This is a genomic window from Microbacterium sp. KHB019, from assembly GCF_037285405.1.
Lineage (GTDB): Bacteria > Actinomycetota > Actinomycetes > Actinomycetales > Microbacteriaceae > Microbacterium.
The window spans coordinates 207,349-231,131 of the sequence record NZ_JBBDHF010000003.1 but is presented as its reverse complement, the minus strand read 5'-3'; the positions used below and the strand labels follow the sequence as shown (position 1 = coordinate 231,131).

The 23,783-nt window shown below is 67.4% G+C and carries 23 protein-coding genes; 10 read left to right on the top strand and 13 right to left on the bottom strand.

The features are described 5' to 3' along the window. Nucleotides 1-44 precede the first annotated feature (44 nt). From KHB019_RS12380 to KHB019_RS12370, 3 genes are all read right to left on the bottom strand, one after another. The gene (locus KHB019_RS12380; protein ID WP_337459103.1) at nucleotides 45-1,847 is read right to left on the bottom strand and encodes a thioredoxin domain-containing protein; all 1,803 of its coding nucleotides are present in this window, start codon (nucleotides 1,845-1,847) and stop codon (nucleotides 45-47) included. 39 nt (nucleotides 1,848-1,886) lie between these two features. Continuing rightward, entirely contained in the window at nucleotides 1,887-2,453 is a 567-nt protein-coding gene (gene msuE, locus KHB019_RS12375; protein WP_230103490.1) for an FMN reductase, read from the bottom strand. Nucleotides 2,454-2,529: 76 nt separating this feature from the next. Beyond that, the gene (locus tag KHB019_RS12370) at nucleotides 2,530-3,366 is read right to left on the bottom strand and encodes an aldo/keto reductase (RefSeq protein ID WP_230103491.1); all 837 of its coding nucleotides are present in this window, start codon (nucleotides 3,364-3,366) and stop codon (nucleotides 2,530-2,532) included. Between the two features lie 55 nt (nucleotides 3,367-3,421). Here KHB019_RS12370 and hrpA point away from each other — a divergent pair, with 55 nt between their 5' ends. From hrpA to KHB019_RS12350, 4 genes are read left to right on the top strand one after another with little or no spacing between them, the layout of a single operon-like run. Beyond that, nucleotides 3,422-7,315 (top strand): ATP-dependent RNA helicase HrpA, encoded by a 3,894-nt coding sequence (hrpA, locus tag KHB019_RS12365; RefSeq protein ID WP_337459102.1) that lies wholly within the window; start codon nucleotides 3,422-3,424, stop codon nucleotides 7,313-7,315. 9 nt (nucleotides 7,316-7,324) lie between these two features. Beyond that, a complete protein-coding gene (locus KHB019_RS12360; RefSeq protein ID WP_337459101.1) occupies nucleotides 7,325-8,269 on the top strand; it encodes a quinone oxidoreductase family protein in 945 nt (314 codons plus the stop codon). A 48-nt stretch (nucleotides 8,270-8,317) separates the two neighbouring features. Continuing rightward, a complete protein-coding gene (locus tag KHB019_RS12355) occupies nucleotides 8,318-9,313 on the top strand; it encodes a Gfo/Idh/MocA family protein (RefSeq protein WP_337459100.1) in 996 nt (331 codons plus the stop codon). Continuing rightward, nucleotides 9,306-10,253, top strand: a complete 948-nt coding sequence (locus KHB019_RS12350) for an NYN domain-containing protein (RefSeq protein ID WP_337459099.1) — start codon at nucleotides 9,306-9,308, stop codon at nucleotides 10,251-10,253. The genes KHB019_RS12355 and KHB019_RS12350 overlap by 8 nt, the downstream gene beginning before the upstream one ends. Here KHB019_RS12350 and KHB019_RS12345 read toward each other — a convergent pair. Then, nucleotides 10,234-11,226, bottom strand: coding sequence for an epimerase (locus tag KHB019_RS12345; RefSeq protein ID WP_230103496.1), 993 nt, complete (start codon nucleotides 11,224-11,226; stop codon nucleotides 10,234-10,236). The genes KHB019_RS12350 and KHB019_RS12345 overlap by 20 nt on opposite strands. Nucleotides 11,227-11,228: 2 nt before the next feature. Beyond that, complete coding sequence (locus tag KHB019_RS12340) at nucleotides 11,229-11,603, bottom strand: PLD nuclease N-terminal domain-containing protein (protein WP_337459098.1); 375 nt, start codon at nucleotides 11,601-11,603, stop codon at nucleotides 11,229-11,231. A 36-nt stretch (nucleotides 11,604-11,639) separates the two neighbouring features. Between KHB019_RS12340 and KHB019_RS12335 the strand changes: the two genes are divergently transcribed. Next, a complete protein-coding gene (locus KHB019_RS12335) occupies nucleotides 11,640-12,242 on the top strand; it encodes a GNAT family N-acetyltransferase (protein ID WP_337459097.1) in 603 nt (200 codons plus the stop codon). A gap of 33 nt (nucleotides 12,243-12,275) precedes the next feature. On the opposite strand, the gene KHB019_RS12330 is transcribed toward KHB019_RS12335, so the two are convergent. The 7 genes from KHB019_RS12330 to nrdH form a co-directional block, all read right to left on the bottom strand. Further along, entirely contained in the window at nucleotides 12,276-13,205 is a 930-nt protein-coding gene (locus KHB019_RS12330) for an aldo/keto reductase (protein WP_337459096.1), read from the bottom strand. Continuing rightward, complete coding sequence (locus tag KHB019_RS12325) at nucleotides 13,205-13,417, bottom strand: hypothetical protein (protein ID WP_230103500.1); 213 nt, start codon at nucleotides 13,415-13,417, stop codon at nucleotides 13,205-13,207. The genes KHB019_RS12330 and KHB019_RS12325 overlap by 1 nt, the downstream gene beginning before the upstream one ends. 93 nt (nucleotides 13,418-13,510) lie before the next feature. Beyond that, entirely contained in the window at nucleotides 13,511-13,663 is a 153-nt protein-coding gene (locus KHB019_RS12320) for a hypothetical protein (protein ID WP_230103501.1), read from the bottom strand. A 111-nt stretch (nucleotides 13,664-13,774) separates the two neighbouring features. After that, nucleotides 13,775-14,752, bottom strand: a complete 978-nt coding sequence (gene nrdF / locus KHB019_RS12315) for a class 1b ribonucleoside-diphosphate reductase subunit beta (protein ID WP_230103502.1) — start codon at nucleotides 14,750-14,752, stop codon at nucleotides 13,775-13,777. Between the two features lie 35 nt (nucleotides 14,753-14,787). Beyond that, nucleotides 14,788-16,962 carry a class 1b ribonucleoside-diphosphate reductase subunit alpha gene (nrdE, locus tag KHB019_RS12310; RefSeq protein ID WP_337459095.1) on the bottom strand — a complete coding sequence of 725 codons (2,175 nt, stop codon included), beginning with the start codon at nucleotides 16,960-16,962 and terminating at the stop codon, nucleotides 14,788-14,790. Continuing rightward, entirely contained in the window at nucleotides 16,929-17,378 is a 450-nt protein-coding gene (gene nrdI, locus KHB019_RS12305) for a class Ib ribonucleoside-diphosphate reductase assembly flavoprotein NrdI (RefSeq protein ID WP_337459094.1), read from the bottom strand. The genes nrdE and nrdI overlap by 34 nt, the downstream gene beginning before the upstream one ends. Before the next feature lie 9 nt (nucleotides 17,379-17,387). Further along, nucleotides 17,388-17,621, bottom strand: coding sequence for a glutaredoxin-like protein NrdH (gene nrdH / locus KHB019_RS12300; RefSeq protein WP_120228032.1), 234 nt, complete (start codon nucleotides 17,619-17,621; stop codon nucleotides 17,388-17,390). A 379-nt stretch (nucleotides 17,622-18,000) separates the two neighbouring features. Between nrdH and KHB019_RS12295 the strand changes: the two genes are divergently transcribed. From KHB019_RS12295 to KHB019_RS12280, 4 genes are all read left to right on the top strand, one after another. Then, on the top strand, nucleotides 18,001-19,215 hold the full coding sequence (locus KHB019_RS12295) for an MFS transporter (protein ID WP_337459093.1): 1,215 nt from the start codon (nucleotides 18,001-18,003) through the stop codon (nucleotides 19,213-19,215). After that, on the top strand, nucleotides 19,212-20,141 hold the full coding sequence (locus KHB019_RS12290; RefSeq protein WP_337459092.1) for a sugar kinase: 930 nt from the start codon (nucleotides 19,212-19,214) through the stop codon (nucleotides 20,139-20,141). The genes KHB019_RS12295 and KHB019_RS12290 overlap by 4 nt, the downstream gene beginning before the upstream one ends. Before the next feature lie 139 nt (nucleotides 20,142-20,280). Continuing rightward, nucleotides 20,281-21,036: an alpha/beta fold hydrolase gene (locus KHB019_RS12285; protein WP_337459091.1), complete on the top strand. Its 756-nt coding sequence runs from the start codon at nucleotides 20,281-20,283 to the stop codon at nucleotides 21,034-21,036. Beyond that, nucleotides 21,033-22,187: an acyl-CoA dehydrogenase family protein gene (locus KHB019_RS12280; protein ID WP_337459090.1), complete on the top strand. Its 1,155-nt coding sequence runs from the start codon at nucleotides 21,033-21,035 to the stop codon at nucleotides 22,185-22,187. Before KHB019_RS12285 ends, KHB019_RS12280 begins: the two co-directional genes overlap by 4 nt. Before the next feature lie 3 nt (nucleotides 22,188-22,190). Here the strand turns inward: KHB019_RS12280 and KHB019_RS12275 are convergent, their stop codons facing one another. Further along, complete coding sequence (locus KHB019_RS12275; protein ID WP_230103508.1) at nucleotides 22,191-22,463, bottom strand: metal-sensitive transcriptional regulator; 273 nt, start codon at nucleotides 22,461-22,463, stop codon at nucleotides 22,191-22,193. Nucleotides 22,464-22,497: 34 nt separating this feature from the next. Here KHB019_RS12275 and KHB019_RS12270 point away from each other — a divergent pair, with 34 nt between their 5' ends. After that, nucleotides 22,498-23,775, top strand: coding sequence for a DUF445 domain-containing protein (locus KHB019_RS12270; RefSeq protein ID WP_337459089.1), 1,278 nt, complete (start codon nucleotides 22,498-22,500; stop codon nucleotides 23,773-23,775). Nucleotides 23,776-23,783 lie beyond the last annotated feature (8 nt).

Below are 23,783 nucleotides of genomic sequence, written 5' to 3'. Positions count from 1 at the left end.
TGCCGTGGAAGAACGGGTCGCGCTTGTCCACGAGTGATCTCCTCTCAACGCTCTCGGACCAGTTCGCCGCCATCCGACACCGGCAGGCGGCAGACGAAATCGCGGCAGTCGTAAACCAGGTCGGCTGCGGCGGACTTGCCCGCGAACAGGTCGAACCCTGCGTCCTCGAAGTCCCCCGCCTGCGCCGGAGTGACGACGGCGATGACGTCGGCGTCGAGCCGTCGGGATGCCGTCGCCAGTGCGCCGTCGCGGGAATCCGTGACCGCGACGACCTGACGCGGCGTCTGTGCGAGACCGGCCGCGACGGCGAGGAGAGACCCGTGTCCGAACGGATGCTGCAGAGCGGATGCCGCGTGCGCCCGCACCTGCTCCTCGGCGGCCGCGCGGTACTGAGACCCCGCACCCAGACGCCAGGCGGTGAGCGACGCCGCAGCCGCGGCCGCGACTCCTGACGGCAGATCGCCGTCGGTCTGATCCGCGGCTGCGGGCACACCCTGTGCCGCGAGCACCGGATCCGTCACGGCACCGAGATTGAGCGCATCATCGAGGATCTCCCTGGCCTGCACCGCCCACCCAGCGCTGCCTGTCGCGACAGCCACGGCGAACAGCCCATCGGCGAGCAGAGCCAGATCCGCTGACGTCGCCACGGCCGTCGAGGCCTCGCCATCGAGGGATGAACGCACGATCCCGCCGTCAGCCGCGCGGTTCACCCGCAGCACCAATCGCGCCGTGTCCTCGGCCGCGTCCACCCACGCCGACTCCCCGAGCGCCGATCCCGCCCGCGAGAGCGCGGCGATCGCCAGGCCGTTCCAGCCGGTGATGACCTTGCCGTCAACGGCGGGCGGCTGCAGCGCTGCGCGCTCGACGACGGGACGCAGGTAGTACCCGCCCTCGTTGCGCTCGCCGTCGATGACCGACTCCGAGTCCTGCGCCGCGCCGAATCCGCCGCCCTCGCGGCGGAGCACGGTCAGGAGGAAGGCCGCGACTCCGCGCGCCGTCTGCTCATCGCCGGCGCGCAGCGCGACCTCCAGCAGCTGCGCGTTGTCGGTCAGCATCCGCTCGTAGTGCGGCACAGTCCAATCGCGCTGGGTCGCGTATCGGAAGAAGCCGCCGTCCTCGTCGTGCAGATCAGAGGCGGCCATGGCCGCCAGCGCCCGGTCGGCAGCGGCTGCGGCACCCGGCGACGCGCGGCGCACGAGGGGCTGCTGCAGAAGGCTCAGCGTCGTCGCGACAGGGAACTTCGGCGCACCGCCGAACCCGCCGAACATCCGGTCCTCGCGCGCGGCGATCGCCTCGGCCGCCGCGACGACAGCAGACGACGACGGCACATCGGACGGCGACACGACAGCCGCCTCCGCGAGAGCCGCGGCGACAGCATCCGCCGACTCGACGGCCTGCTCGCGGCGCAGCGTCCATGCCTCCTGCACCGCGGCGAGCACGTCGCGGAACGCCGGCATCTGCCCCTGCGCCTCCGGGGGCCAGTACGTTCCGGCGTAGAACGTGCGTCCCTGCGGTGTCGCGAAGATCGTCAGCGGCCAACCGAGATTCTGTGTGAACGCCGACGCCGCTGCCATGTAGGCGCCGTCGACTTCCGGATGCTCCTCACGATCGACCTTGACGGCCACGAAGTTCGCGTTGATCACCTGGGCGATGGCGTCGGAGGAGAACGACTCCCGCGCCATGACGTGGCACCAGTGGCATGTGGAGTATCCGATCGAGATGAGCAGGGGCACTCCGCGTCGCTCCGCCTCGGCGAAGGCGTCGGGCCCCCACGCCCACCATTCGACGGGATTCTCGGCATGCGCGCGCAGATACGGGCTGAGCGTCTCGGCGAGGCGGTTGGTCATGCCTCACACGCTACGCCCCACCCGACGTGGGGCGGCGGGTCAGACGAGCGCCTCCACCGTGCGCGTCGCCGCGTATCCGACCAGCGGCAGCGCGCGGTCGGCTGCGAGCGCGATGCGCGCCTCGAGCACGTCCGACGCAACGCGGTACCCGTCGAAGTCGGTGTTGCTGGCATAGACGCCGAGCGGCAGCGTCAGCGCCTGGAAGAACGCGAACAGCGGACGCAGCTGATGCTCGATCATCAGCGCATGACGCTCTCCCCCGCCGGTGGCCGCGAGCAGTACGGGCTTTCCGACCAGGGCGTACTGCTCGACGAAGTCGAACAGGTGCTTGAACAGTCCGGTGAACGAGGCGCGGTAGACGGGGCTGCCGACGATCAGCAGGTCGGCCTGCTCGATCGCGACGAGCTGCTCCTCGATGTGCGCGGGCAGCTGCTCGCGCCGCAGGGCCCCGGCGAGCGACGGGCCGATCACGGTGAGCTCGATCAGCTGCACTTCCGCGTCGGCGCGCGCGGCGACGGCATCCGCGATCGCACGGAGCAGGGCGGTCGTCTTGCTGGGCTCGTGGAGCGAACCGGAGACGGCGACGACGCGATAGGGAGCTGTCATGCCGATGACGCTACTCACGATGACGCCCTGTGGCACGCGAAGCGACACAGGGCGTCATCGAACGAAATGCGACGTCTCAGTTGAATTCGTTCGGGTGCGTTCCGACGCGGCCGGAGCCGTCCAGCGGGTCGAGCGCGTCGATCGCCGCGATCTCGCTGTCGGACAGCGTGAAGTCGAACACGTCGAGGTTCTCGCGCAGACGCTCGATCCGCACCGACTTCGGGAACACGATGTTCCCCTTCTGCAGGTGCCAGCCCAGCACGACCTGCGCAGGGGTCTTGTCATGTGATGCCGCGGCATCGGCGACGGCGGGCGTGCCGAACAGGTCGTACTTGCCCTGGCCGAGCGGACCCCACGCCTCGATGCGGACGCCGTGACCGGCGGCCCACTCGGTGACCTCGCGCTGCTGGTACGCCGGGTGGAGCTCGATCTGGTCCACGGCCGGGGTGACGCCGGTCTCGGCGACGACGCGCTCGAGGTGCTCCACGAGGAAGTTCGAGACGCCGATGCTGCGGGTCAGTCCCTGCTCACGCAGTTCGATGAGCTTGGCGAACGCGTGGACGTAGTTGTCCTTGGCGGGTGTCGGCCAGTGCACGAGGTACAGGTCGACGTGCTCGAGGCCGAGCTTCTCGAGGCTCTCCGCGATCGCGGCGTTCGGCTCGTCGCCGTCGTGGCGGTCGTTCCAGAGCTTGGTCGTGATGAAGAGGTCGTCGCGCGCGATGCCGCTCTTCGCGATCGCAGCACCAACGCCCTCTTCGTTGCCGTAGATCGCTGCCGTGTCGATGTGGCGGTAGCCGACCTCGAGGGCCTCACTCACCGTGCGCTCCGTGTCGGCCGGATCGACCTTGAAGACGCCGTAGCCGAGCTGCGGGATCGTGTGACCGTCATTGAGAGTGATCAGGGGAATCGTCATGCAGACCAGCCTACGACCTGTGATGACAGGCTCGGGCGTCATACGATGGAGGGCTATGTCTTCCCCCGTGATCGTCTATCCCCCCGAGCTGCCCGTCAGCGCCGCGCGGGAGGAGATCGCCGATGCCATCCGCGACAACCAGGTGGTCGTCGTCGCCGGCGCCACCGGCTCGGGGAAGACCACGCAGCTGCCGAAGATCTGCCTCGAGCTCGGGCGGACGAGCATCGCGCACACGCAGCCTCGGCGCCTGGCAGCGCGGACGATCGCCGAGCGCGTCGCCGAAGAGCTGCAGGTCGAGCTCGGCGGCGTCGTGGGCTACAAGGTGCGTTTCACCGATCAGGTGTCGGCCGAGACGAAGATCGCGCTGATGACCGACGGCATCCTGCTGAACGAGATCCACCGCGACCGTCTGCTGCGACGCTACGACACGATCATCATCGATGAGGCGCACGAGCGTTCGCTCAACGTCGACTTCCTCCTCGGCTACCTGACCCGCATCCTCCCCGAGCGCCCGGATCTCAAGGTCATCATCACCTCCGCGACGATCGACCCGGAGAGCTTCGCGAAGCACTTCGCCGGCGCGGACGGGACCCCGGCGCCCGTCATCGAGGTCTCCGGCCGCACGTATCCCGTCGAGATCCGCTACCGCGGGATCGCCGATGAGGAGGAGGTCGAGGCCGACGAGGTCTCCGCGATCGTCGCCGCCCTGCGCGAGCTCGATCGGGAGGCTCCTGGCGACGTGCTCGTCTTCCTCCCGGGTGAAGCCGAGATCCGGGATGCCGCTGACGCTGTCCGCGCGGCGTACACATCGGCGACGGCTCCCGTCGAGGTCCTCCCGCTTTACGGCAGGCTCTCGGCCGCCGAGCAGCACCGCGTGTTCGAGCCGAGCCGCGTCGCCGGCGTGCGTCGCCGCGTCGTCCTCGCCACGAACGTCGCCGAGACGAGCCTCACCGTCCCCGGCATCAAGTACGTCATCGACACCGGAACCGCGCGCATCTCGCGCTACAGCAACCGCTCGAAGGTGCAACGGCTGCCGATCGAGGCGGTCTCCCAGGCATCCGCGAATCAGCGCTCAGGACGCGCGGGCCGAACCAGCGACGGCATCGCGATCCGGCTGTACTCCGAAGAGGACTTCGAGAAACGGCCCGAGTTCACCGAGCCCGAGATCCTGCGCACGTCGCTCGCCTCGGTCGTGCTGCAGATGCTGTCGCTCGGGTTCGGCGACATCACCGCATTCCCGTTCCTCACCCCTCCCGACTCCCGCGGCATCAAGGCGGCTTTCGACCTGCTCACCGAGCTCGGAGCCGTCGACACCACCCGCGACACCCCGCGCCTCACGAAGATCGGTCGCGACGTCTCCCGCATGCCGATCGACCCGCGGTTCGCACGGATGCTGCTCGAATCGCAGCGCAACGGCGTCGTCGACGAGGTGCTCGCGATCGTCGCGGGGATGACGATCCAGGATGTTCGCGAGCGACCGTCGCAGGACGCTCCGCAGGCGGTGCGGGATGCCGCGGATCGGATGCACGCCCGTTTCACCGACCCGACGAGCGACTTCTTGGGCGTCCTGAACCTGTGGAACCACCTGCGCGAGCAGCAGCGCGAGCTCGGTTCGAGTGCCTTCCGCCGGCTGTGCCGCTCGGAGCATCTGAACTACGTGCGCGTGCGCGAGTGGTTCGACGTGCACAGACAGCTCCGCTCCTTGGTGAAGGTCTCCTCCCGCGGGGCGTTGAGCGAGCGCGGCGACGCCATCCACCGGTCGCTCCTCGCCGGCCTGCTCTCTCAGATCGGCATCCTCGACGAGCGGAACGCGAAGACACCGCCGAAGGGCCAGGCGAAGAGCCAGAAGGATCCCAAGCGCCGCATCGTCGAATATCGCGGTGCTCGCGGCGTCCGATTCTCCATCTTCCCGGGGTCGGGGCTCCGCAAGCAGAGCCCGCGCGCGGTGATGGCCGCCGAGATCGTCGAGACCTCGCGCACGTTCGCCCGCACCGTCGCCGCGATCGACCCGGCGTGGGCGGAGTCGCTCGCCGGCGACCTGGCCAAGCGTCAGGTCGCGGAGCCGCACTGGTCGAAGGATGCCGGCGCCGCCGTCGCCTACGAGAAGGTGACGCTCTTCGGGGTGGAGATCGTGCCCCGCCGGCGCATCCAGTTCGCCCGCATCGATCGCGCGGCGTCCAGGGAGCTGTTCGTGCGGCATGCGCTCGTCGAGGGCGAATGGGATCCGGGCCGGATCGACAAGCGCGTCAGCGCGTTCTGGCGCAGCAACCTCGAGCTGCGCCGACGACTCGAGAAGCTCGAGGAGCGCGAGCGCCGACGTGACATCCTCGCGGGCGACGAGGCGGTGTTCCGCTTCTACGACGAGCGCGTCCCGGCCGAGGTGTTCGACGTCCGATCGTTCGAGGCTTGGTGGCGCGAGGCCCTTCAGCAGACTCCGAAGCTGCTCGTCATGCGCGAGAGCGACCTCATCGAGGACGAGGATCGCGCAGGCAAGGACGAGTTCCCGACCCGCTGGACACAGGGCGACCAGGTTCTGGGGCTCGCCTACCGGTTCGAGCCGGGTGCGCCGGATGACGGCGTCAGTGTTGTCGTGCCGCTCGCACTGCTGGCGCAGATCGAGGACCGCGGGTTCGACTGGCAGGTGCCTGGTCTTCGCGCCGAGCTCGTCACGGCGCTGCTGCGTGCGCTCCCGAAGGCCATCCGCCGCCACGTCGTCCCAGCCGCGGACTGGGCGGACAAGTTCGGCGCCGAACTGGCCGAGCAGGGTCCCGAGTCGCATGAGGGCCGACCGGAGCGGTCGCTCAAGGAAGCGCTCGCCCGTCTCATCCAGCCGCTCGCGAATCAGCCGGTCTCGGCTGCGGACTTCGAGGACGACCGAGTCCCTGGGCACCTGCGCATGAACTTCCGCGCTGTCGACGAGCGCGGGCGCGTCGCCGGATCCGCACGCGATCTCGGCGAACTGCAACGGTCGCTATCCGACCGCGCCAGGGCGAGTGTGGCGCGGACGATCTCGCACCAGGAGCCGCGTCGGCACGCGCCTTCCCCTCGCATGGTGGCGGCATCTCCGTCTGCGACCATCGAGCAGGACGGTCTGACCTCGTGGACCTTCGGCGATCTGCCGGAGGTGCTCGATACCCGAGTCGCCGGCGGCGTCGTGCGCGGCTATCCGGCGATCGTCGATCAGGGCAGGACGGTCTCGGTGCGTGTCGAGGCGACGGCGGATGCTGCCGAGAAGGCGACCAGCGCCGGCGTCCTGCGACTCGTGCTCCTGAATGTGCCGTCCCCCGCCTCGTACGTGCAGGATCACCTCACCTCGCAGGAGAAACTGGCGCTCGCGGCGTCGCCGTACCAAACCGTCGCTGCACTGATCGAGGACGCACGGACCGCTGTGGTGCGCGATGCCATCCGCAGAGCGCGCGGCTCGGAGCGCGCCATCCGAACAGAAGCCGAGTTCACCCGCGCGCGGGACGCCGTGAACGCGACGCTCGTCGACGACCTCTTCCAGACCGTGTCACTGGTCGCCCGCATCCTCACGAAGTCGCGCGAAGTCGAACGCGGGATCAAGTCGCAGAACTCACTCGCTCTGCTCGGGCCGCTGAACGATGTCCGGTCGCAGCTCAGCGGCCTTCTGCATCCGGGCTTCATCTCCGCCTCAGGCGCTGAACGACTCGCCCATCTCCCGCGGTATCTGGACGGAATGCTCGACCGTCTGAAGACTCTGGCGAGCGAGCCGGGCAAGGACCGGGCCCGGATGACGGAGTACGAGCGCGTCGCCCAGGCGTTCACGGAGGCCGGGGGCGCGATACCCCTCCCGGCGGACGCCCCGCCGGAGCTCGTGGAGGTGCGCTGGCTGCTCGAGGAGTTCCGGGTCAGCGTGTTCGCGCAGCGTCTCGGCACCGCCCAGCCGGTGTCCGCCCAGCGAATCGCGAAGGCCCTGCGCGGCGGGTAGCCTGGCGGCATGGCTCGCGCGATCGTCTACACAGAACTCGGCTCCCCTGACGTCCTCCAGCTCGTGGAGATCCCCGATCCTGTCGCGGGCGCCGGCGAAGTCGTCGTCCGCATCGAGGTCGCCGGCGTCAACCCGCTCGATGCGAAGCGGCGAAGCGGCAAGCGTCCCATGCCCCCGATCACCGAGCCGCGCCGCGTCGGCTTCGACGGCGCAGGCGTCATCGACTCGGTCGGCGAGGGGGTCACCGGTTTCGCCGTCGGCGACCGCGTCGCCGTCCGTGACGCCGTCGGCACGTACGCCACCCACATCGCGATCGGAGCCGACCGCCTCTACCCGCTCCCGGATGCCGTCACCGCAGCGGAGGCCGCCGGTCTCGGCATCCCGATCGGCACCGCATACCAGTGCGTGCGCTCTCTCGAGGTCGGCGACGGCGACGTACTCCTCGTCCATGCCGGGTCCGGCGCCGTCGGTCAGGCCGTGATCCAGTTCGCGGTCGCGCGCGGAGCGACCGTGGTCGCCACGGCGAGTCCGGCACGGCATGAGCAGCTCCGTGAGCTCGGCGCCACCCCGGTGGCCTACGGCGACGGTCTCGTCGATCGCGTACGAGAGGCCGTCGACGGCGAGGTCACGGTGGCGCTCGACTGCGCCGGCACTGACGAGGCGATCGAGGCGTCGCTCGAGCTCGTCGCGGACCGGAACCGCATCGCGACGATCGTTCGCGGCGCGGATGCCGCGAGCTTCGGCATCCGCGCTTTCAGCGGTGGCTCTCCCGAACCGCTGACCGCACAGGAACTCGCCTGGCGGGCCGAGGGCATCGGCATCGCAATCGATCTGATCGCGAAGGGCGACTTCCAGGTCGAGCTCGGCGCAGAGCTGCCGCTGAGCGATGCCGCCGAGGCGCACCGGCTGATCGAAGAGCATCAGGCACGCGGCAAGATCTCCCTCGTGCCGTGATGCGCCCTGATTCGCCGGGGCGCGACACGACTGCTCTACGCTGAACAGATGACTGGTCTTCGCTGGGGAATCCTCGCAACAGGTGGGATCGCCCACGCCTTCGCCTCCGACCTTCGCACTGCGAAGCTCGACCTCGTCGCCGTGGGATCGCGGACTCAGGCGTCGGCCGACGCGTTCGCGGCGGAGTTCGGCATACCGCACGCCCACGCGACGTATGAGGCGCTGGCGACGAACCCTGATGTCGACATCGTCTACGTCTCGACGCCGCATCCGATGCATTACGAGGCGGCGAAGCTGGCGCTCGAGCACGGCAAGCACGTGCTCGTCGAGAAGGCGTTCACGGTCAACCGCGCCGAGGCCGAGGACCTGCAGCGAATCGCGGCAGAGCGCGGCCTGCTCGTGATGGAAGCGATGTGGACGCGGTACCTGCCGCACATGGTCAGGATCCGTGAGATCGTCGACACCGGTGCCCTCGGCGAGATCCGTGCGGTCACCGCCGACCACACGCAGTTGATCAGTTCCGACCCTGCGCACCGGCTGAACAACCTGGAGCTCGGGGGCGGCGCTCTCCTCGACCTCGGCATCTACCCGATCTCGTTCATCTGGGACGTCCTCGGAGCTCCGGAGACGATCACCGCCACGGCGCGGCTGGCCGAAACAGGCGCCGATGCCGAGGTCGCGACGATCATGACCCATGCGGGTGGCGCGATCTCCACGAGCCTCTCGTCCTCGCGTGCCGCAGGCCCGAACGCCGCGGTCATCATCGGCACCGAAGCCCGGATCGAGATCGACCGCGTCTGGTACGCGCCGACGACGTTCCGGGTCGTCGCGCCGGACGGAACCGTTCGCGAGACCTACGAGTCGCGCATCGACGGGCGGGGGATGCAGTATCAGGCTCTGGCCGCCGAGCGCCTGGTGAACAGCGGCGTTCTCGAGGGCGATGTCTTGCCCATCGCGGAGACTGTCGCGATCATGGGAACGCTGGACGAGATCCGGGCGCAGATCGGCGTCCGCTACCCGAGCGAGGAGCGCGCAGATGGCTGAGACCCAGGAAGCCAGAGTCGCCGTCTACCTGGACTTCGACAACATCGTCATCTCCTGGTACGACCGGGTCCACGGGCGCAACGCCTACAGCAAGGACCGGCAGCGCATCTCCGAGAACCCGAACGACCCGGAGGTCGCTGAGCGCCTGAAGGACGCGATGATCGAGGTCGGGGCGATCATCGACTACGCCGCATCGTTCGGCACGCTCGTCCTCACCCGTGCGTACGCGGACTGGTCGTCGCCGGTGAATGCCGAGTACCGCACGCAGCTGGTCGCCCGCGCCGTCGACCTCGTACAGCTCTTCCCCGCGGCCGCCTACGCCAAGAACGGCGCCGATATCCGGCTCGCCGTGGATGCCGTGGAAGACATGTTCCGCCTGTCCGACCTGACGCATGTCGTGCTCGTCGCCGGAGACAGCGATTACGTGCCGCTCGCCCAGCGCTGCAAGCGCCTGGGCCGCTACGTGATCGGTGTCGGCGTCGCGGGGTCGACAGCGAAGTCTCTCGCCGCCGCGTGCGACGAGTTCGAATCCTACGACTCCCTCCCCGGCGTCACGCGTCCAGTGCAGAAGAAACCCGCACCGGCCGCGACGGCAGAGGCCGAGGAGGACACCCCGACGAAGACCAGGACAGCCACCCGGAGTCGCGCGAAGAAGAAGCCGGCCGAGCCGGAGCCGGATGCCGAGGCCTCGCAGCTCAGCGACCAGGACGAAGCGACAGCGCTCCTCCAGCGGGCGCTGCGTCTGGGCCACGACAAGGCAGATGCCGACGAGTGGCTGCACAGCTCGGCCGTGAAGACGCACATGCGCCGCATGGACCCCTCATTCAGCGAGAAGGGCCTCGGCTACCGGTCGTTCTCGGACTTCCTGAAGTCCCGGGAGCAGATCACCGAGCTCGAGGAGACGGGGCACGAGCGTCTGGTCAGGCTCCGCGACCGCTGATGCTCCCGCGATGGAGGTCGCGCAGCGCCGGCTCCAGCTCGTCGTAGCGGAAGCGGTAACCGGCATCCATCAGCACCTGCGGGGCCACCCACCGGCTCTTGAGCACGAGCTCAGGCTCGGTGCGCAGCACCCACATCGCAGGCTCCAGCATGAAGCGCCATGCCGGCACGCCGAAGGGCATCCGCACGATGCGGCGCAGCGTCGCCATGAGGGTGCGGTTGTCGGTCTGCGTCGGGGCTGACAGATTCACCGGACCGCGGAGCGCCGGGGTGTCGCGGATGAACCGGATGCCGCCCACGAGGTCGTCGATGTGGATCCAGCTGAACTTCTGCCGCCCCTTCGAGCGCACGCCGAGCGGGCTGCGCGGCTCGGTCGGATGCGGGCCGATGCCCCGGTAGCGTCGATGCGGGAACCACCATCCGTCGATCTGCGGTCCGCCGAGCCCGAATCGTGCGAGCCGGAAGAGCATGGTCGTCGCCGGGCCGTCACCCAGCACGATCGTGATGCGCAGTGCCACTCGACGCGTGCCAGGAAGCTCGGCACGGAAGAACTCCTCCTCCCACGCCAGGGCGACGTCAGGAGAGAAACCGGTGTCGTACTCGGTGTCAGCCTCTGTCTGCGGGCGATCGAGCGCATACCGGTACACGGTGGCGCTGCTGGAGTTCATCCACAGAGCCGGCGGGTTCTCGGACTGTGCGATTGCGTCGCTGAGCAGCCTGGTCGTGTCGATCCGTGAACGCAGGATCTCGTCGCGGTTCGCGGAGGTGAAGCGACTGTTGACGATCTTCCCCGCGAGCCCGATGATGAGATCGGCACCGTCGACGACGCGCAGAACGGACACCGGGTCGTCCCACCGTGCGTCGGGTCCAGACCGGCCGATGATGCTGACCTCGTACCCATCGGCTTCGAGTGCTGACCTGAGCGCCGTGCCGAGGAAACCTGATCCGCCGCCAAGCACGGCCCGTTTCGGCATCGTCAGGAGGTCTCACCGTCCGTGAGCTTGCGCTTGGCGATCTCCTCGCGCAGCCGCCACTCCTCGATCTCGCGATCGAGGTCGGCGATCTGCTGTTCCGTCGTTCGGACATCAGCCGAAGCCGTGTACTGCGGAGCGGCCGCTGCCGGGGCGCTCGGACGGGCCTCACGGCGCGGCATCCGCGGTAGGGAGACGCCGCCGCCGCCGTACTCGCGACCGAGCAGGAACCACAGGATGCTGCCGACCAGCGGGAGCACCACGACGAGGATGATCCACACCATCCTCGGCAGGTGCTTCACCTGGGACTCGTCGCGCGTGATGACATCGATCAGCGCGCCGATCATCAGCGCGATGATGAGGATGGAGACGAACGGCATGCCTTCAGAGTAGACGACGGCTGATTGAATGGGCAGGTGGCATTTCTGACCCCGCCTGCACCTGTCGTCCTCACCGGTTCCCTCGTCGAGTTGCGCCCCCTGGATCGATCGCATGTCGACGGCCTCATGGATGCCGTGCGTGAGGGCGACCTGTGGCAGACGGCCTGGTACACGTCCGTACCGGCGCCCGACGGCGTCGCGGACGAGATCGATCGACGCCTCGGCCTGAGCGATGCGGGCGAGATGGTGCCGTTCACGGCGTTCGATGCGGCCGGTCGCGCGATCGGAATGACCACGTTCTACGACCTCGACGCCTCCGTTCCCCGGCTGCACATCGGGTACACGTGGAATCGTCCATCCGCGCACGGCACCGGCACCAACGCGGAATCGAAGCTGCTGCTCATGCAGCACGCGTTCGAGACGCTCGGCGTCTACCGGGTGGGACTCACGACGCAGTGGGTGAACTTCCAGTCGCGCGCGGCGATCGAGCGGCTCGGTGCCAAGCAGGACGGTGTCATGCGGGCGATCTCGCGCTACCGGAACGGAGCACTCCGCGACAGCGTCGAGTACTCCGTGATCGAGCCGGAGTGGCCGGCGGTGAAGGCGAACCTGGAGGCTCGGCTCGCCAAGCGCCGCTGATCGCCGGCCGCTCGCTCGCCCAGGCCAGGCGGGTCAGGGCAGCAAGTGCCCGGCCGCCCGGAAGAGTTCGTACCACTCCGGGCGGGTGAGGGTGATGTCGGCGCCGGCGGCCGCATCGCTCACGCGCTGCGGCGTGGTGGTGCCGAGCACGACCTGCATGTTCGCCGGGTGCCGCGTGATCCAGGCGGTCGCGATGCCGATCGGTGTCACGTCGTACTCGGCCGCGAGCCGATCGATGACGGCGTTGAGTTCGGGGTAGTCGGGATTGCCGAGGAACACCCCGCTGAAGAATCCGGCCTGGAACGGCGACCAGGCCTGGATCGTGATGCCGTTCATCCGGCAGTACTCCACGATCCCTCCGCCGTCGCGGACGACGCTCTGCTCTTCGCCCAGCATGTTCATGGCGATGGGCTGGGTGATGATCGGCGCGTGGGTGATCGACAGCTGGACCTGGTTGGCGACGAGCGGCTGCTGCACAGCGGTGCGCAGCAGGTCGATCTGCCGCGGCGTGTGGTTGGAGACGCCGAACGCGCGAACCTTGCCTGATTCGGCGAGCTCGTCGAACGCGCGTGCGACCTCATCGGGCTCGACCAGAGCGTCGGGTCGGTGGAGCAGAAGCACGTCGATGTAGTCGGTGCCGAGCGCCCGCAACGACCCGTCGACCTGCCTGACGATGTGCTCGTACGAGAAGTCGAACATCCCCGCGTCCGGTACGATCCCGCATTTGGTCTGCAGCGTGATCTCGGCGCGCTCGGCGGCGCTCAGGCGCAGCGCGTCTCCGAAGCGCTGCTCGCAGAAGTGCATGCTGCCGCCGTAGATATCGGCGTGATCGAAGAAGTCGATCCCGGCATCACGAGCAGTGCGGTAGAGATCGCGGATCTGCGCATCGTCCTTGTCGTTGATGCGCATCATCCCCGCGATGATCGCGGGCGCGGCGGCTGAGCCGAACGGTACGGACTTCATCAGTTGGCCGCGGGGCCGCCGTCCCAGTTGTTCGAGCGGCGGGTGGCGCCGCTGCGACCCTCGCGCATCATCCAGGCCAGCGACAGGCATACGAGCGCGAGACCGACGCAGAACGTGATCGCCTGGAAGTCCATGGGCAGACCGTGCGCGATGCCCATCACCCAAATCCCGCCGATGAACATGACCAAGAAAACGATGAAGCTGAGAATCACGGCTGCCTCCTGTTGTGAATGCTCATTCCAGGATAGTCGGCGCTCCGCTCCCCCGTTCACCGGCGCCGTCGACGACGAGGTTCGGACGACTGCTCAGCCGCCGGACGGATTCTCCAGCGGCTTGCCCTCGTCGTCGGTGGTCTCGTCCTCGAGGATCTGATCCGTATCGTCGGGCGCACCACCGGACGCTGTGTCTGCCTGCTCGTCGGGACCGGGGGTACCGTGCGTGTTCTGCGGATCGCTCATCACATCTCCTCTTGTCGTTCTGTCGAACGTACGTGAAGCTCAGAGGCGACATGAGGGGGTTGACCTGCGCCGGGCCGACGAGGACACTGCCGCCGATGTCGTCTTCGTGACTCAGAAGTCCCAGTCGTCGTCCTCGGTGGCCTCCGCCTTGCCGATGACGTACGAGGACCCGGAGCCCGAGAAGAAGTCATGGTTCTCGTCGGCGTTCGGTGAGAGCGCCGAGAGGATCGCGGGGTTCACGTTCGTCACATCAGAGGGGAACATGGCCTCGTAGCCGAGGTTCATCAGCGCCTTGTTCGCGTTGTAGTGCAGGAACTTCTTGACATCCTCGGTGAGACCGACGCCGTCGTAGAGGTCCTGCGTGTACTGCACCTCGTTCTCGTACAGCTCGAACATGAGATTGAAGGTGTAGTCCTTCAGCTCGTCTCGGCGCTCCTGGGTCTCCTTCTCGAGACCCTTCTGGAACTTGTAGCCGATGTAGTAGCCGTGCACGGCCTCGTCGCGGATGATGAGGCGGATGAGGTCGGCCGTGTTCGTCAGCTTCGCCTTGGACGACCAGTAGATCGGCAGGTAGAAACCCGAGTAGAACAGGAACGACTCCAGCAGCGTCGAGGCGACCTTGCGCTTGAGCGGGTCATCACCCTGGTAGTAGTCCATGATGATCTGCGCCTTCTTCTGAAGGTTCGCGTTCTCCGTGGACCAGCGGAACGCCTCGTCGATCTCCCTCGTCGACGCCAGGGTCGAGAAGATCGACGAGTAGCTCTTGGCGTGCACCGACTCCATGAAGGCGATGTTCGTGTACACCGCCTCCTCGTGCGGGGTGATCGCGTCCGGGATCAGCGAGACCGCGCCGACCGTGCCCTGGATCGTGTCGAGCAGGGTCAGGCCGGTGAAGACGCGCATGGTGAGCAGCTGCTCTTCGGGTGTCAGCGTGTTCCACGACTGCACGTCGTTCGACAGCGGCACCTTCTCGGGCAGCCAGAAGTTGTTCACCAGACGGTTCCAGACCTCGAGGTCCTTCTCGTCTTCGATGCGATTCCAGTTGATCGCCTGCACGTGGTCGACCAGCTTGAGCGAGTGCGGGGTCATTTCGTTCCTGTTCTCAAAGAGTTCTGTTCAGCGCATCAGAGCATGCAGCTGACGCACTCATCCATCGACGTGCCCTCAAGGGCGAGCTGGCGCAGACGGATGTAGTAGATCGTCTTGATTCCCTTGCGCCATGCGTAGATCTGCGCCTTGTTGATGTCGCGCGTGGTGGCGGTGTCCTTGAAGAACAGCGTCAGCGACAGGCCCTGGTCGACGTGCTGCGTCGCCGCGGCGTACGTGTCGATGACCTTCTCGTAGCCGATCTCGTACGCGTCCTGGTAGTACTCCAGGTTGTCGTTCGTCATGAACGGCGCCGGGTAGTACACGCGGCCGAGCTTGCCTTCCTTGCGGATCTCGACCTTCGATGCGATCGGGTGGATCGACGACGTCGAGTTGTTGATGTACGAGATCGATCCGGTCGGCGGGACGGCCTGCAGGTTCTGGTTGTAGATGCCGTGCTTCTGGATGCTGTCCTTCAGCTCGGCCCAGTCGTCCTGCGTGGGGATGTGGTGACCGGCGAAGAGTCCCTTGACCTTCTCGGTCTCGGGCACCCAGGCACGGTCGATGTACTTGTCGAAGAACTCTCCGGACGCGTACGTCGAGTCCTCGAACGCGTCGAAGGCGACGCCGCGCTCGATCGACAGCTTGTTCGACGCGCGCAGCGCGTGGAACAGAACCGTGTAGAAGTAGATGTTCGTGAAGTCGATGCCCTCTTCAGAGCCGTAGTGCACGTGCTCGCGCGCCAGGTAGCCGTGCAGGTTCATCTGGCCGAGGCCGATCGCGTGGGATCGGTCGTTGCCGTCCTCGATCGAGCGCACCGATGAGATGTGGCTCTGGTTGCTGACGGCGGTCAGGCCGCGGATCGCGGTCTCGACCGTGGCACCGAGGTCTCCGCCGTCCATCGCGAGTGCGATGTTCATGGAGCCGAGGTTGCAGGAGATGTCCTTGCCGATCGTGTCGTACGAGAGGTCCTCGTTGTACGTGGTCGGCGTATTCACCTGCAGGATCTCGCTGCAGAGGTTGGACATGTTGATCCGGCCCTTGATCGGGTTGGCCTTGTTCACCGTGTCCTCGAACATGATGTACGGGTAGCCGGACTCGAACTGGATCTCGGCGATCGTCTGGAAGAACTCGCGCGCGTTGATCTTGGTCTTCTTGATCCGCGGGTCGTCGACCATCTCGCGGTACTTCTCGGTGACGGAGATGTCACCGAACGGCACGCCGTAGACCTTCTCGACGTCGTAGGGCGAGAAGAGGTACATGTCCTCGCCGTTCTTGGCGAGCTCGAAGGTGATGTCGGGGACGACGACGCCGAGCGACAGGGTCTTGATGCGGATCTTCTCGTCGGCGTTCTCGCGCTTCGTGTCGAGGAAGCGCATGATGTCGGGGTGGTGCGCGTTGAGGTAGACCGCGCCGGCGCCCTGACGCGCACCCAGCTGGTTCGCGTAGCTGAAGCTGTCTTCGAGCAGCTTCATGACGGGGATGATTCCGCTGGACTGGTTCTCGATCTGCTTGATCGGCGCACCCGACTCACGGATGTTCGACAGCAGCAGTGCCACGCCGCCGCCGCGCTTCGACAGCTGCAGCGACGAGTTGATGCCGCGCGAGATCGACTCCATGTTGTCTTCGATGCGCAGCAGGAAGCAGCTGACGAGCTCACCGCGCTGCGCCTTGCCGGCGTTGAGGAACGTCGGCGTCGCCGGCTGGAAGCGGCCCGAGATGATCTCTTCCACGAGGTCGATGGCGACCTGCTCGTCACCGTCGGCGAGGCCGAGAGCGGTCATGACGACGCGGTCTTCGAAGCGCTCGAGGTAGCGCTTGCCGTCGAAGGTCTTCAGCGTGTAGCTGGTGTAGTACTTGAACGCGCCGAGGAACGTCTCGAAGCGGAACTTCTTCGAGTAGGCGAGGTCGTTGAGCTTCTGGATGAACTCGAGCGAGTACTTCTCGATGAGCTCGCCCTCGTAGTACTCCTTCTCGACCAGGTAGTCGAGGCGCTCCTTGAGGGAGTGGAAGAACACGGTGTTCTGGTTGACGTGCTGCAGGAAGTACTCCCGTGCGGCGCGCTTGTCGGCGTCGAACTGGATCTTGCCGTTCGCGTCGTACAGGTTGAGCATCGCGTTGAGCGCGTGATAGTCGAGCCCCTCGTACGCGGGGTTGACCTTGAACGCCACCTGCTCGGTCACTGCCTGCTCTTCAACTGCAATGTCCACCATCGTTCCAATCCGTCGCTCACGCGATCAACATCGTCTTGCGTGCCGAATAGTTCGAGCCGGTACAAGTGCGGCACATGACACTTGCGGCTGATGATGTCGCCGGCGACGCAGAACGCGTCGCCGAAGTTGGTGTTTCCTGCGGAGATCACTCCCCTGATGTGACGCCGGTTGCGCTCGTCGTTGAGGAACCGGATCACCTGCTTGGGAACGGCCCCCTTCTCCTCTCCCCTGCCCTGGCCACCGCCATAGGTAGGGGTGACGAGGACGAAAGGCTCATCGATGACCAGCGGCTCCTCCCCGCGATAGAGCGGGATGCGGCGAGCCGGCAGGCCGAGCTTCTCGATGAATCTGGCTGTGTTGCCCGAGGTGCTGGAGAAGTAGACCAGGAGCGGCGCAGCAGTCGCGACGGCGCTCATCGTGACGTCTCAGGCCAGACGGGCTGCGAGCTCGTCGATCTTGTCGGGACGGAAGCCCGACCAGTGGCCCTCGTCGGTGACGACGACGGGCGCCTGCATGTAGCCGAGCGCCTTGACCTGCTCGAGCGCCGCGGCGTCCTCAGAGAGGTCGTGGATCTCGTATTCGATGCCCTTCGCATCGAGCGCGCGATAGGTCGCATTGCACTGCACGCACGAAGGCTTGGTGTAGACCGTGATCGACATATTCATTCCCCTCAGATCCAAGTTTCCGACAGACCCCCCGTCGGGATCTCAATACTACATATGGGTACGGACATTAGGAGTGACCACAAGGGATAGTAGTTACATCCGTGTAGTTTTCCACCGTTCTCCACTGGTTACAACACAGGTTGTCCACCATTTCATCCACAGTCCCGAGGTCGGTTTCGAGCCTCGAGAAGCGCGTGATCTCGCGGTTCTCAGGAGCCGTTCAGAAATCCATCCACAGATCGGACGCTACGCCGGGGCTCGGACATCCGAATTCCTGTGGAAACTGCTGCTCGGCGTGTCGCGGGCGTGTCGCGCGGGAGACGCGCGACGGACGCGCGTGCGCACGACGATCGACGCCCACTAGCGTTGTCTCGTGGCGGGATATCGGGACCTTCTTCGCACCCCAGGCGTCGGGCGCATGATCGCCGCTCAGTTGACGGCGCGCTTCCCCAGCGGCATGACTTCACTGGCGGTGCTGCTGCACGTCGAGCAGCAGACCGGTTCGTACGGAGCCGCCGGTCTCGTGCTCGCCGCGACCTCGATCGGGCAGGCCGTCGCCGGGCCGGTGACGAGCCGCTGGATGGGCATGTGGGGAATGCGCCGCGTCATCTCCCTCACCACGATCGTCTGCATTCTCGCCGTACTCGCACTGGCCCTGCTTCCCCTGAACGTTCCCGGCTACATGGCGTTCGGCCTGCTCGCAGGCCTCTCGACGCCGCCGATCCAATCGGCCGTGCGCACGATCTACCCGAAGCTGGTCAACTCCTCTCAGCTGACCCCGCTGTTCTCCCTCGACGCATCACTGCAGGAGATCATCTGGATCCTGGCGCCCGTCGTCATCACGCTGGTCTCCACCCAGGTCGGCACCACAGAGGGTCTGCTGCTCGTGGCGATCATCCTGGTCCTCGGCTGCGGCTGGTTCATCGCCTCCCCGGAACTCGGCCGCGTCCGCATCCCGCGCAGTCGCCGCAGCCTCGGCAAGGTTCTGCTGAAGCCGCCGGTGCTGCTGGCGACCGTGATCGGCTTCCTCCTCATCGGCGCGTGCGCCGCGGTCGAGGTGGGCGTCGTCGCCACGTTCGAGCACGGGAGCCTGGATGCCGGTCTCGTCCTGGCCGTGTTCTCGGTCGGCAGTCTCGTCGGCGGGCTGTCGTTCGGTCACATCCCGATCGGACCGTGGGCGATGGCGCGCAGACTGATCCTGCTGACCGTCGGACTGGCGCTCACCATGGTCATGCTCAACATCTTCTGGCTCGGCGGAGCGCTGTTCATCGCCGGACTCGGCATCGCCCCGGCCCTCGCCGTGCTGTTCGCGATCACCACGGCGAGCGTGAAGTTCAGCGAGACCGCCGAGGCCTTCGGCTGGGCGGGCACCGGGCAGCTCATGGGCGCAGCTGCCGGCTCCGCCATCGCCGGGTTCCTCGTGGACGGCACAGGAGGAGCCCAGGGCGCTTATCTCGCCGCCGTCCTGTTCGCCGTCGTCGGTGTCATCGTCTCCGCCGCCTTCGTCCGCTACCTGCCGGACCTGCGCGATCGGGATCCCAGCCCGTACCCCGACACCGAACCCGTCACGACGATCACATCCACATGAAAACTTCCGTCTCACCCGAATCCACCTCACCCGAATTCCCCGTGCCCGAGGTCGTCTGCATCGGAGAGACCATGGCTCTCGTCACTCCGACGGACGCAGCGCTCTCCCAGTCCCGCGAAGCGAGCATCGGCCTCGCCGGCGCCGAGTCGAACGTGGCCGCCGGCATCGTCGCCGCCGGCCATCGTGCAGCGTGGGCGTCCCGTCTCGGAGCGGACGCGCTCGGCGCTCGCGTCTCCTCGGAGCTCGCGCGACGAGGCATCCAGCTGTGGACCGAGAACGACGAGGATGCTCCGACCGGTGTCATGTTCAAGGACCCGGGCGCAGATGGCTCTTCCGTCTACTACTACCGCCGCGGGTCCGCGGCATCCCGAATGACATCCGGCTTCCTCGGAGCAGACCGGCTCGAAGGCATCCGGATCGTGCACACCACCGGCATCACGCCCGCTCTCTCTCCGAGCTGCCGCGCGATGGTCGACCAGCTCTTCACCGACGCCCGCGCGGCGGGCGCGCTGGTGTCCTTCGACGTGAACGACCGGCGGCCGCTGTGGTCGCTGGAGGATGCCGCAGACACCCTTGCACGTCTCGCGAACGCGGCCGACATCGCGTTCGTCGGCCGCGATGAGGCCGAACGCGTCTGGGGCACGGCGACGGCATCCGAGATCCGCGCGTTCCTGCCCGGCTGCGCTCTTCTCATCGTCAAGGACGGCGATGTCGGGGCGACGGCCTTCAGTGGCGATTCCGACTCGGTGTTCGTCCCCGCGCCGACGGTCGAGGTCGTCGAGCCAGTGGGCGCAGGCGACGCCTTCGCTGCCGGGTTCCTCGCCGCCACCCTCGAGGATCGGCCACTCGCCGATCGCCTTCAGGCCGGCCACGACGCGGCTGCCAGAGTCCTGCGCATCGCGGCCGACATGCCGCCCATCGACTGATCGCGCCGCTGCCCGCTCCGACGTCGAAACGGAGAGCGACACGACGCGCGTCGGCGTGTCATCGCCTGGCGCGCCGTCGACACGCCAGATCGTCCGGGTTTTCCGAGCACGGCACCGCGCACCCTCCTAGGCTGATCCCGTGAGCGTTGTGACACTGCCCCGATTGTCGTGGGGCGATCCCGCGTCCGAGAAGACCGCACTGCTCGTGCATGGGCTCGGCTCGTCCGGAGCGCTGATGTGGCGTCTGGGCGACGCGCTGGGGAACGCCGGATGGCACGCGGTCGCGATCGACCTGCGCGGCCATGGCGACGCGCCGCGCGCGCTCGACTACACGGTCGCCGCCTACGCCGCCGATCTGACTGCGACCCGCCCGGCGGGCGCCGATCAATGGGATGCCGTCATCGGACACTCGCTCGGCGGAGCATCCAGCACCGTCGCCGCGGCATCCGACCCGTCCTGGACGAGGCGCCTCGTCCTGATCGACCCGGCCATCTTCGTCGACGGGCGCGATGCGTCGATCGTCCGTCGCAGCCAGGAGCGGGCGTTCTCCGACAACCGGATCGAGGTCGTGCAGTCGGAGCACCCGCACTGGCACCCTCAGGACCACGAGCTCAAGATCGACGCGGTCACCCGGGGCAGCCGCTGGGCCGTCGAGCAGACGAGCGCGCAGAACAAGCCCTGGGACGTCAGGGCGGATGCTGCGCGGCTGACGATCCGAACACACATCATCGGAGCGGACCCCGAGGTGTACAGCCTGTTCACCGGCGGGGTCGCAGCCGAACTGCTCGCCGCGAACGCGAACATCTCGATGTCCGTCGTCACCGGCGCCGGACACTCGCCGCATCGCGACAAGCCGGAAGACACCATCCGCCACCTCCTGGAGGCACTGTCATGAGTTTCGACCCCACTGTCCACCTCCCCGACGAGCTGCTCGAGCGCATCCGCGAGCGCGCGCCGATCCACGACCGCGAGAACACGTTCCCCCAGCAGGATCTGGACGACCTCCGGGATGCCGGGTACCTCAAGATCCTCGTTCCGACCGAACGCGGCGGCGCGGGGCTCGGGCTCGAGCAGGCGGCGATCCTGCAGCAGCGGCTGGCGACGGCATCCCCTGCCACGGCGCTGTGCATCAACATGCACCTGGTCTGGACCGGCGTCGCGAAGGTGTTCGGCGACCGCGGCGTGCCGGGGCTCGAGTTCGTGCAGGATGGCGCCGCCCGTGGCGACGTGTTCGCCTTCGGGATCAGCGAGGGCGGCAACGACCTCGTGCTGTTCGGAAGCGACACGGATGCCGCACCGCAGCCGGACGGCTCGTACGTCTTCACCGGAACGAAGATATTCACCTCGCTCGCCCCGGTGTGGACGAAGCTCGGCCTGCACGGGCTCGACACGACGAGCGAGGATGCCCCGAAACTCGTGTTCGCGTTCGTCGATCGAACGGATGCCGTCGTCACCAGCGACGACTGGGACACGCTCGGCATGCGAGCGACCCAGAGCCGCACCACCCGCCTCGACGGAGCCGTCGCGCCGGCATCGCAGATCGTGCGCCGCATCGACCCGGGGCCTTCACCCGATCCGATCGTCTTCGGGATCTTCAGCGTCTTCGAACTGTTGCTCGCCTCGGTCTACACCGGCATCGCCCGCCGCGCTCTGGAGCTGGCGGTGCAGACCGTGCAGAAGCGCACATCGAAGAAGACCGGTCTGGCATACAGCCAGGATCCCGACATCCGCTGGCGGATCGCCGACATGAGCCTCGCGTACGAGGCGCTGCCTCCGCAGATCGCAGCGCTCGCGCGCGACGTCGATCAGCAGGCGGACAACGGCGCCCGCTGGTTCACTCTGCTGTCGGGCACGAAGCACCGCGCGGTCGTGATGGCCAAGCACGTCGTCGATCAGGCGATCCTCACCGCGGGCGGCGGATCCTACTTCTCGTCGAACGAGCTCTCCCGGCTCTACCGCGACGTGCTGGCGGGCATGTTCCATCCGTCGGACCCGGAGTCGGCGCACTCGACCGCGGCGAGCGCGCTGCTCGGTCCGCTCGACTGACTACTACTTCCGCTCGAAGTCGAACGCCTTCAGCAATTCGTCGACGGCTTGCTCGCGCTCGTCGCCGCCGGATTCGAACATGTGCGTGACGTGCGTGCGCAGGTGGTTCTCCAGCAGCAGGCGGTTCAGTGACTCCAGGGACTTCTGGATGGCGCGGGACTGCGTGATGATGTCCATGCAGTACTCCTCGCCCTCGATCATGCGGGCGACGCCGCGCAGCTGACCCTCCAGGATGCTGGTGCGGTGCAGCGCGCGCTTCTTGATGTCTTCGATCACGAGACGAGGCTACCCCGCGTGCGAGGATGACAGCATGCCGCGCACTCCGATGGCTCTGCTCTCCCCTCCCGATCAGGAACGCCTGCGCGCCCTGCGGGTGATGAAGGCGATCGCACTGGGCGCGCTCATCTTCATGGCGATCGCGTTCGTCATCGCGTTCTGGCTTCAGGAGCGGCATCCATGGCTCTCGTACGTCCGGGCCGCCGCCGAGGGCGGCATGGTCGGCGCACTCGCGGACTGGTTCGCCGTCACCGCCCTGTTCCGGCGCCCACTCGGGCTGCCGATCCCGCACACGGCGATCATCCCGAACCGCAAGGACGAGATCGGCCGGACGCTCGGCGAGTTCGTCGAGACGAACTTCCTGGCCGCCGACGTGGTGCGCACGAAACTCGCTTCGACGGCGATCGCACTGCGCGCCGGCGAGTGGCTGCAGCAGCCCGCGCACGCCGAACGGGTGGCCGCCGAAGGTTCTGCGATCGCCACGGGTGTTCTGAACGCCCTGAGCGACGACGACGTCCGCGACCTCATCACCGACCTCGCCCGCGAGCACCTCGTCCAGCCGGAGTGGGGGCCGCCGGCCGGCGCCTGGCTCGAGAAGATCGTCGAATCCGACGCGCACCGCGGCGCCATCGATCTCGCCGCCGACAGCATCAGCACGTGGCTCATCGCGAACGAGGACGCGTTCCACGGACTCGTCTCCCGACGCCTCCCCGGCTGGGTGCCGAAGCTCGCGCACCGGTTCGTGGATGACACGGTGTACCACGAGGCGGTCAAGTTCGTGGATGCCGTGCGCGCCGACCCGCAGCATCCGGCGCGGCTGGCGATCGACGGGTATCTCGCCCGGCTGGCCGAGAACCTGCAGAACGATCCGGTCACCCGCCGAAAGCTCGAGAACGCGAAGGCGTCGCTGTTCGACAGTCCACGCGTCGGGGCCCTGGCGGCCGAGGCCTGGAACACCGCCAAGAACGGGCTGATCCGATCGCTCGCCGATCCGCAGAGCAGCCTCCGCCTGCGGGCGGTGCAGGCGCTCGAAGAGGTCGGCGAACGCCTGACGAAGGATGCCGCGCTGCAGCGCCGCGTGGATTCCTGGGTGTCGGAGGCCGCCGTCTTCCTCGTCGACCGCTACCGGCACGACATCGCGTCGATCATCACCGACACCGTCGAGCGCTGGGATCCGGCCGAGACGACCGAGAAGATCGAGCTCATGGTCGGTCGCGACCTGCAGTACATCCGCCTCAACGGCACCGTCGTCGGGGCGCTGGCAGGGCTTGCCATCTTCTCCATCGCGCACGCCGTGATCCCCGGCGTCTGAAGAACACG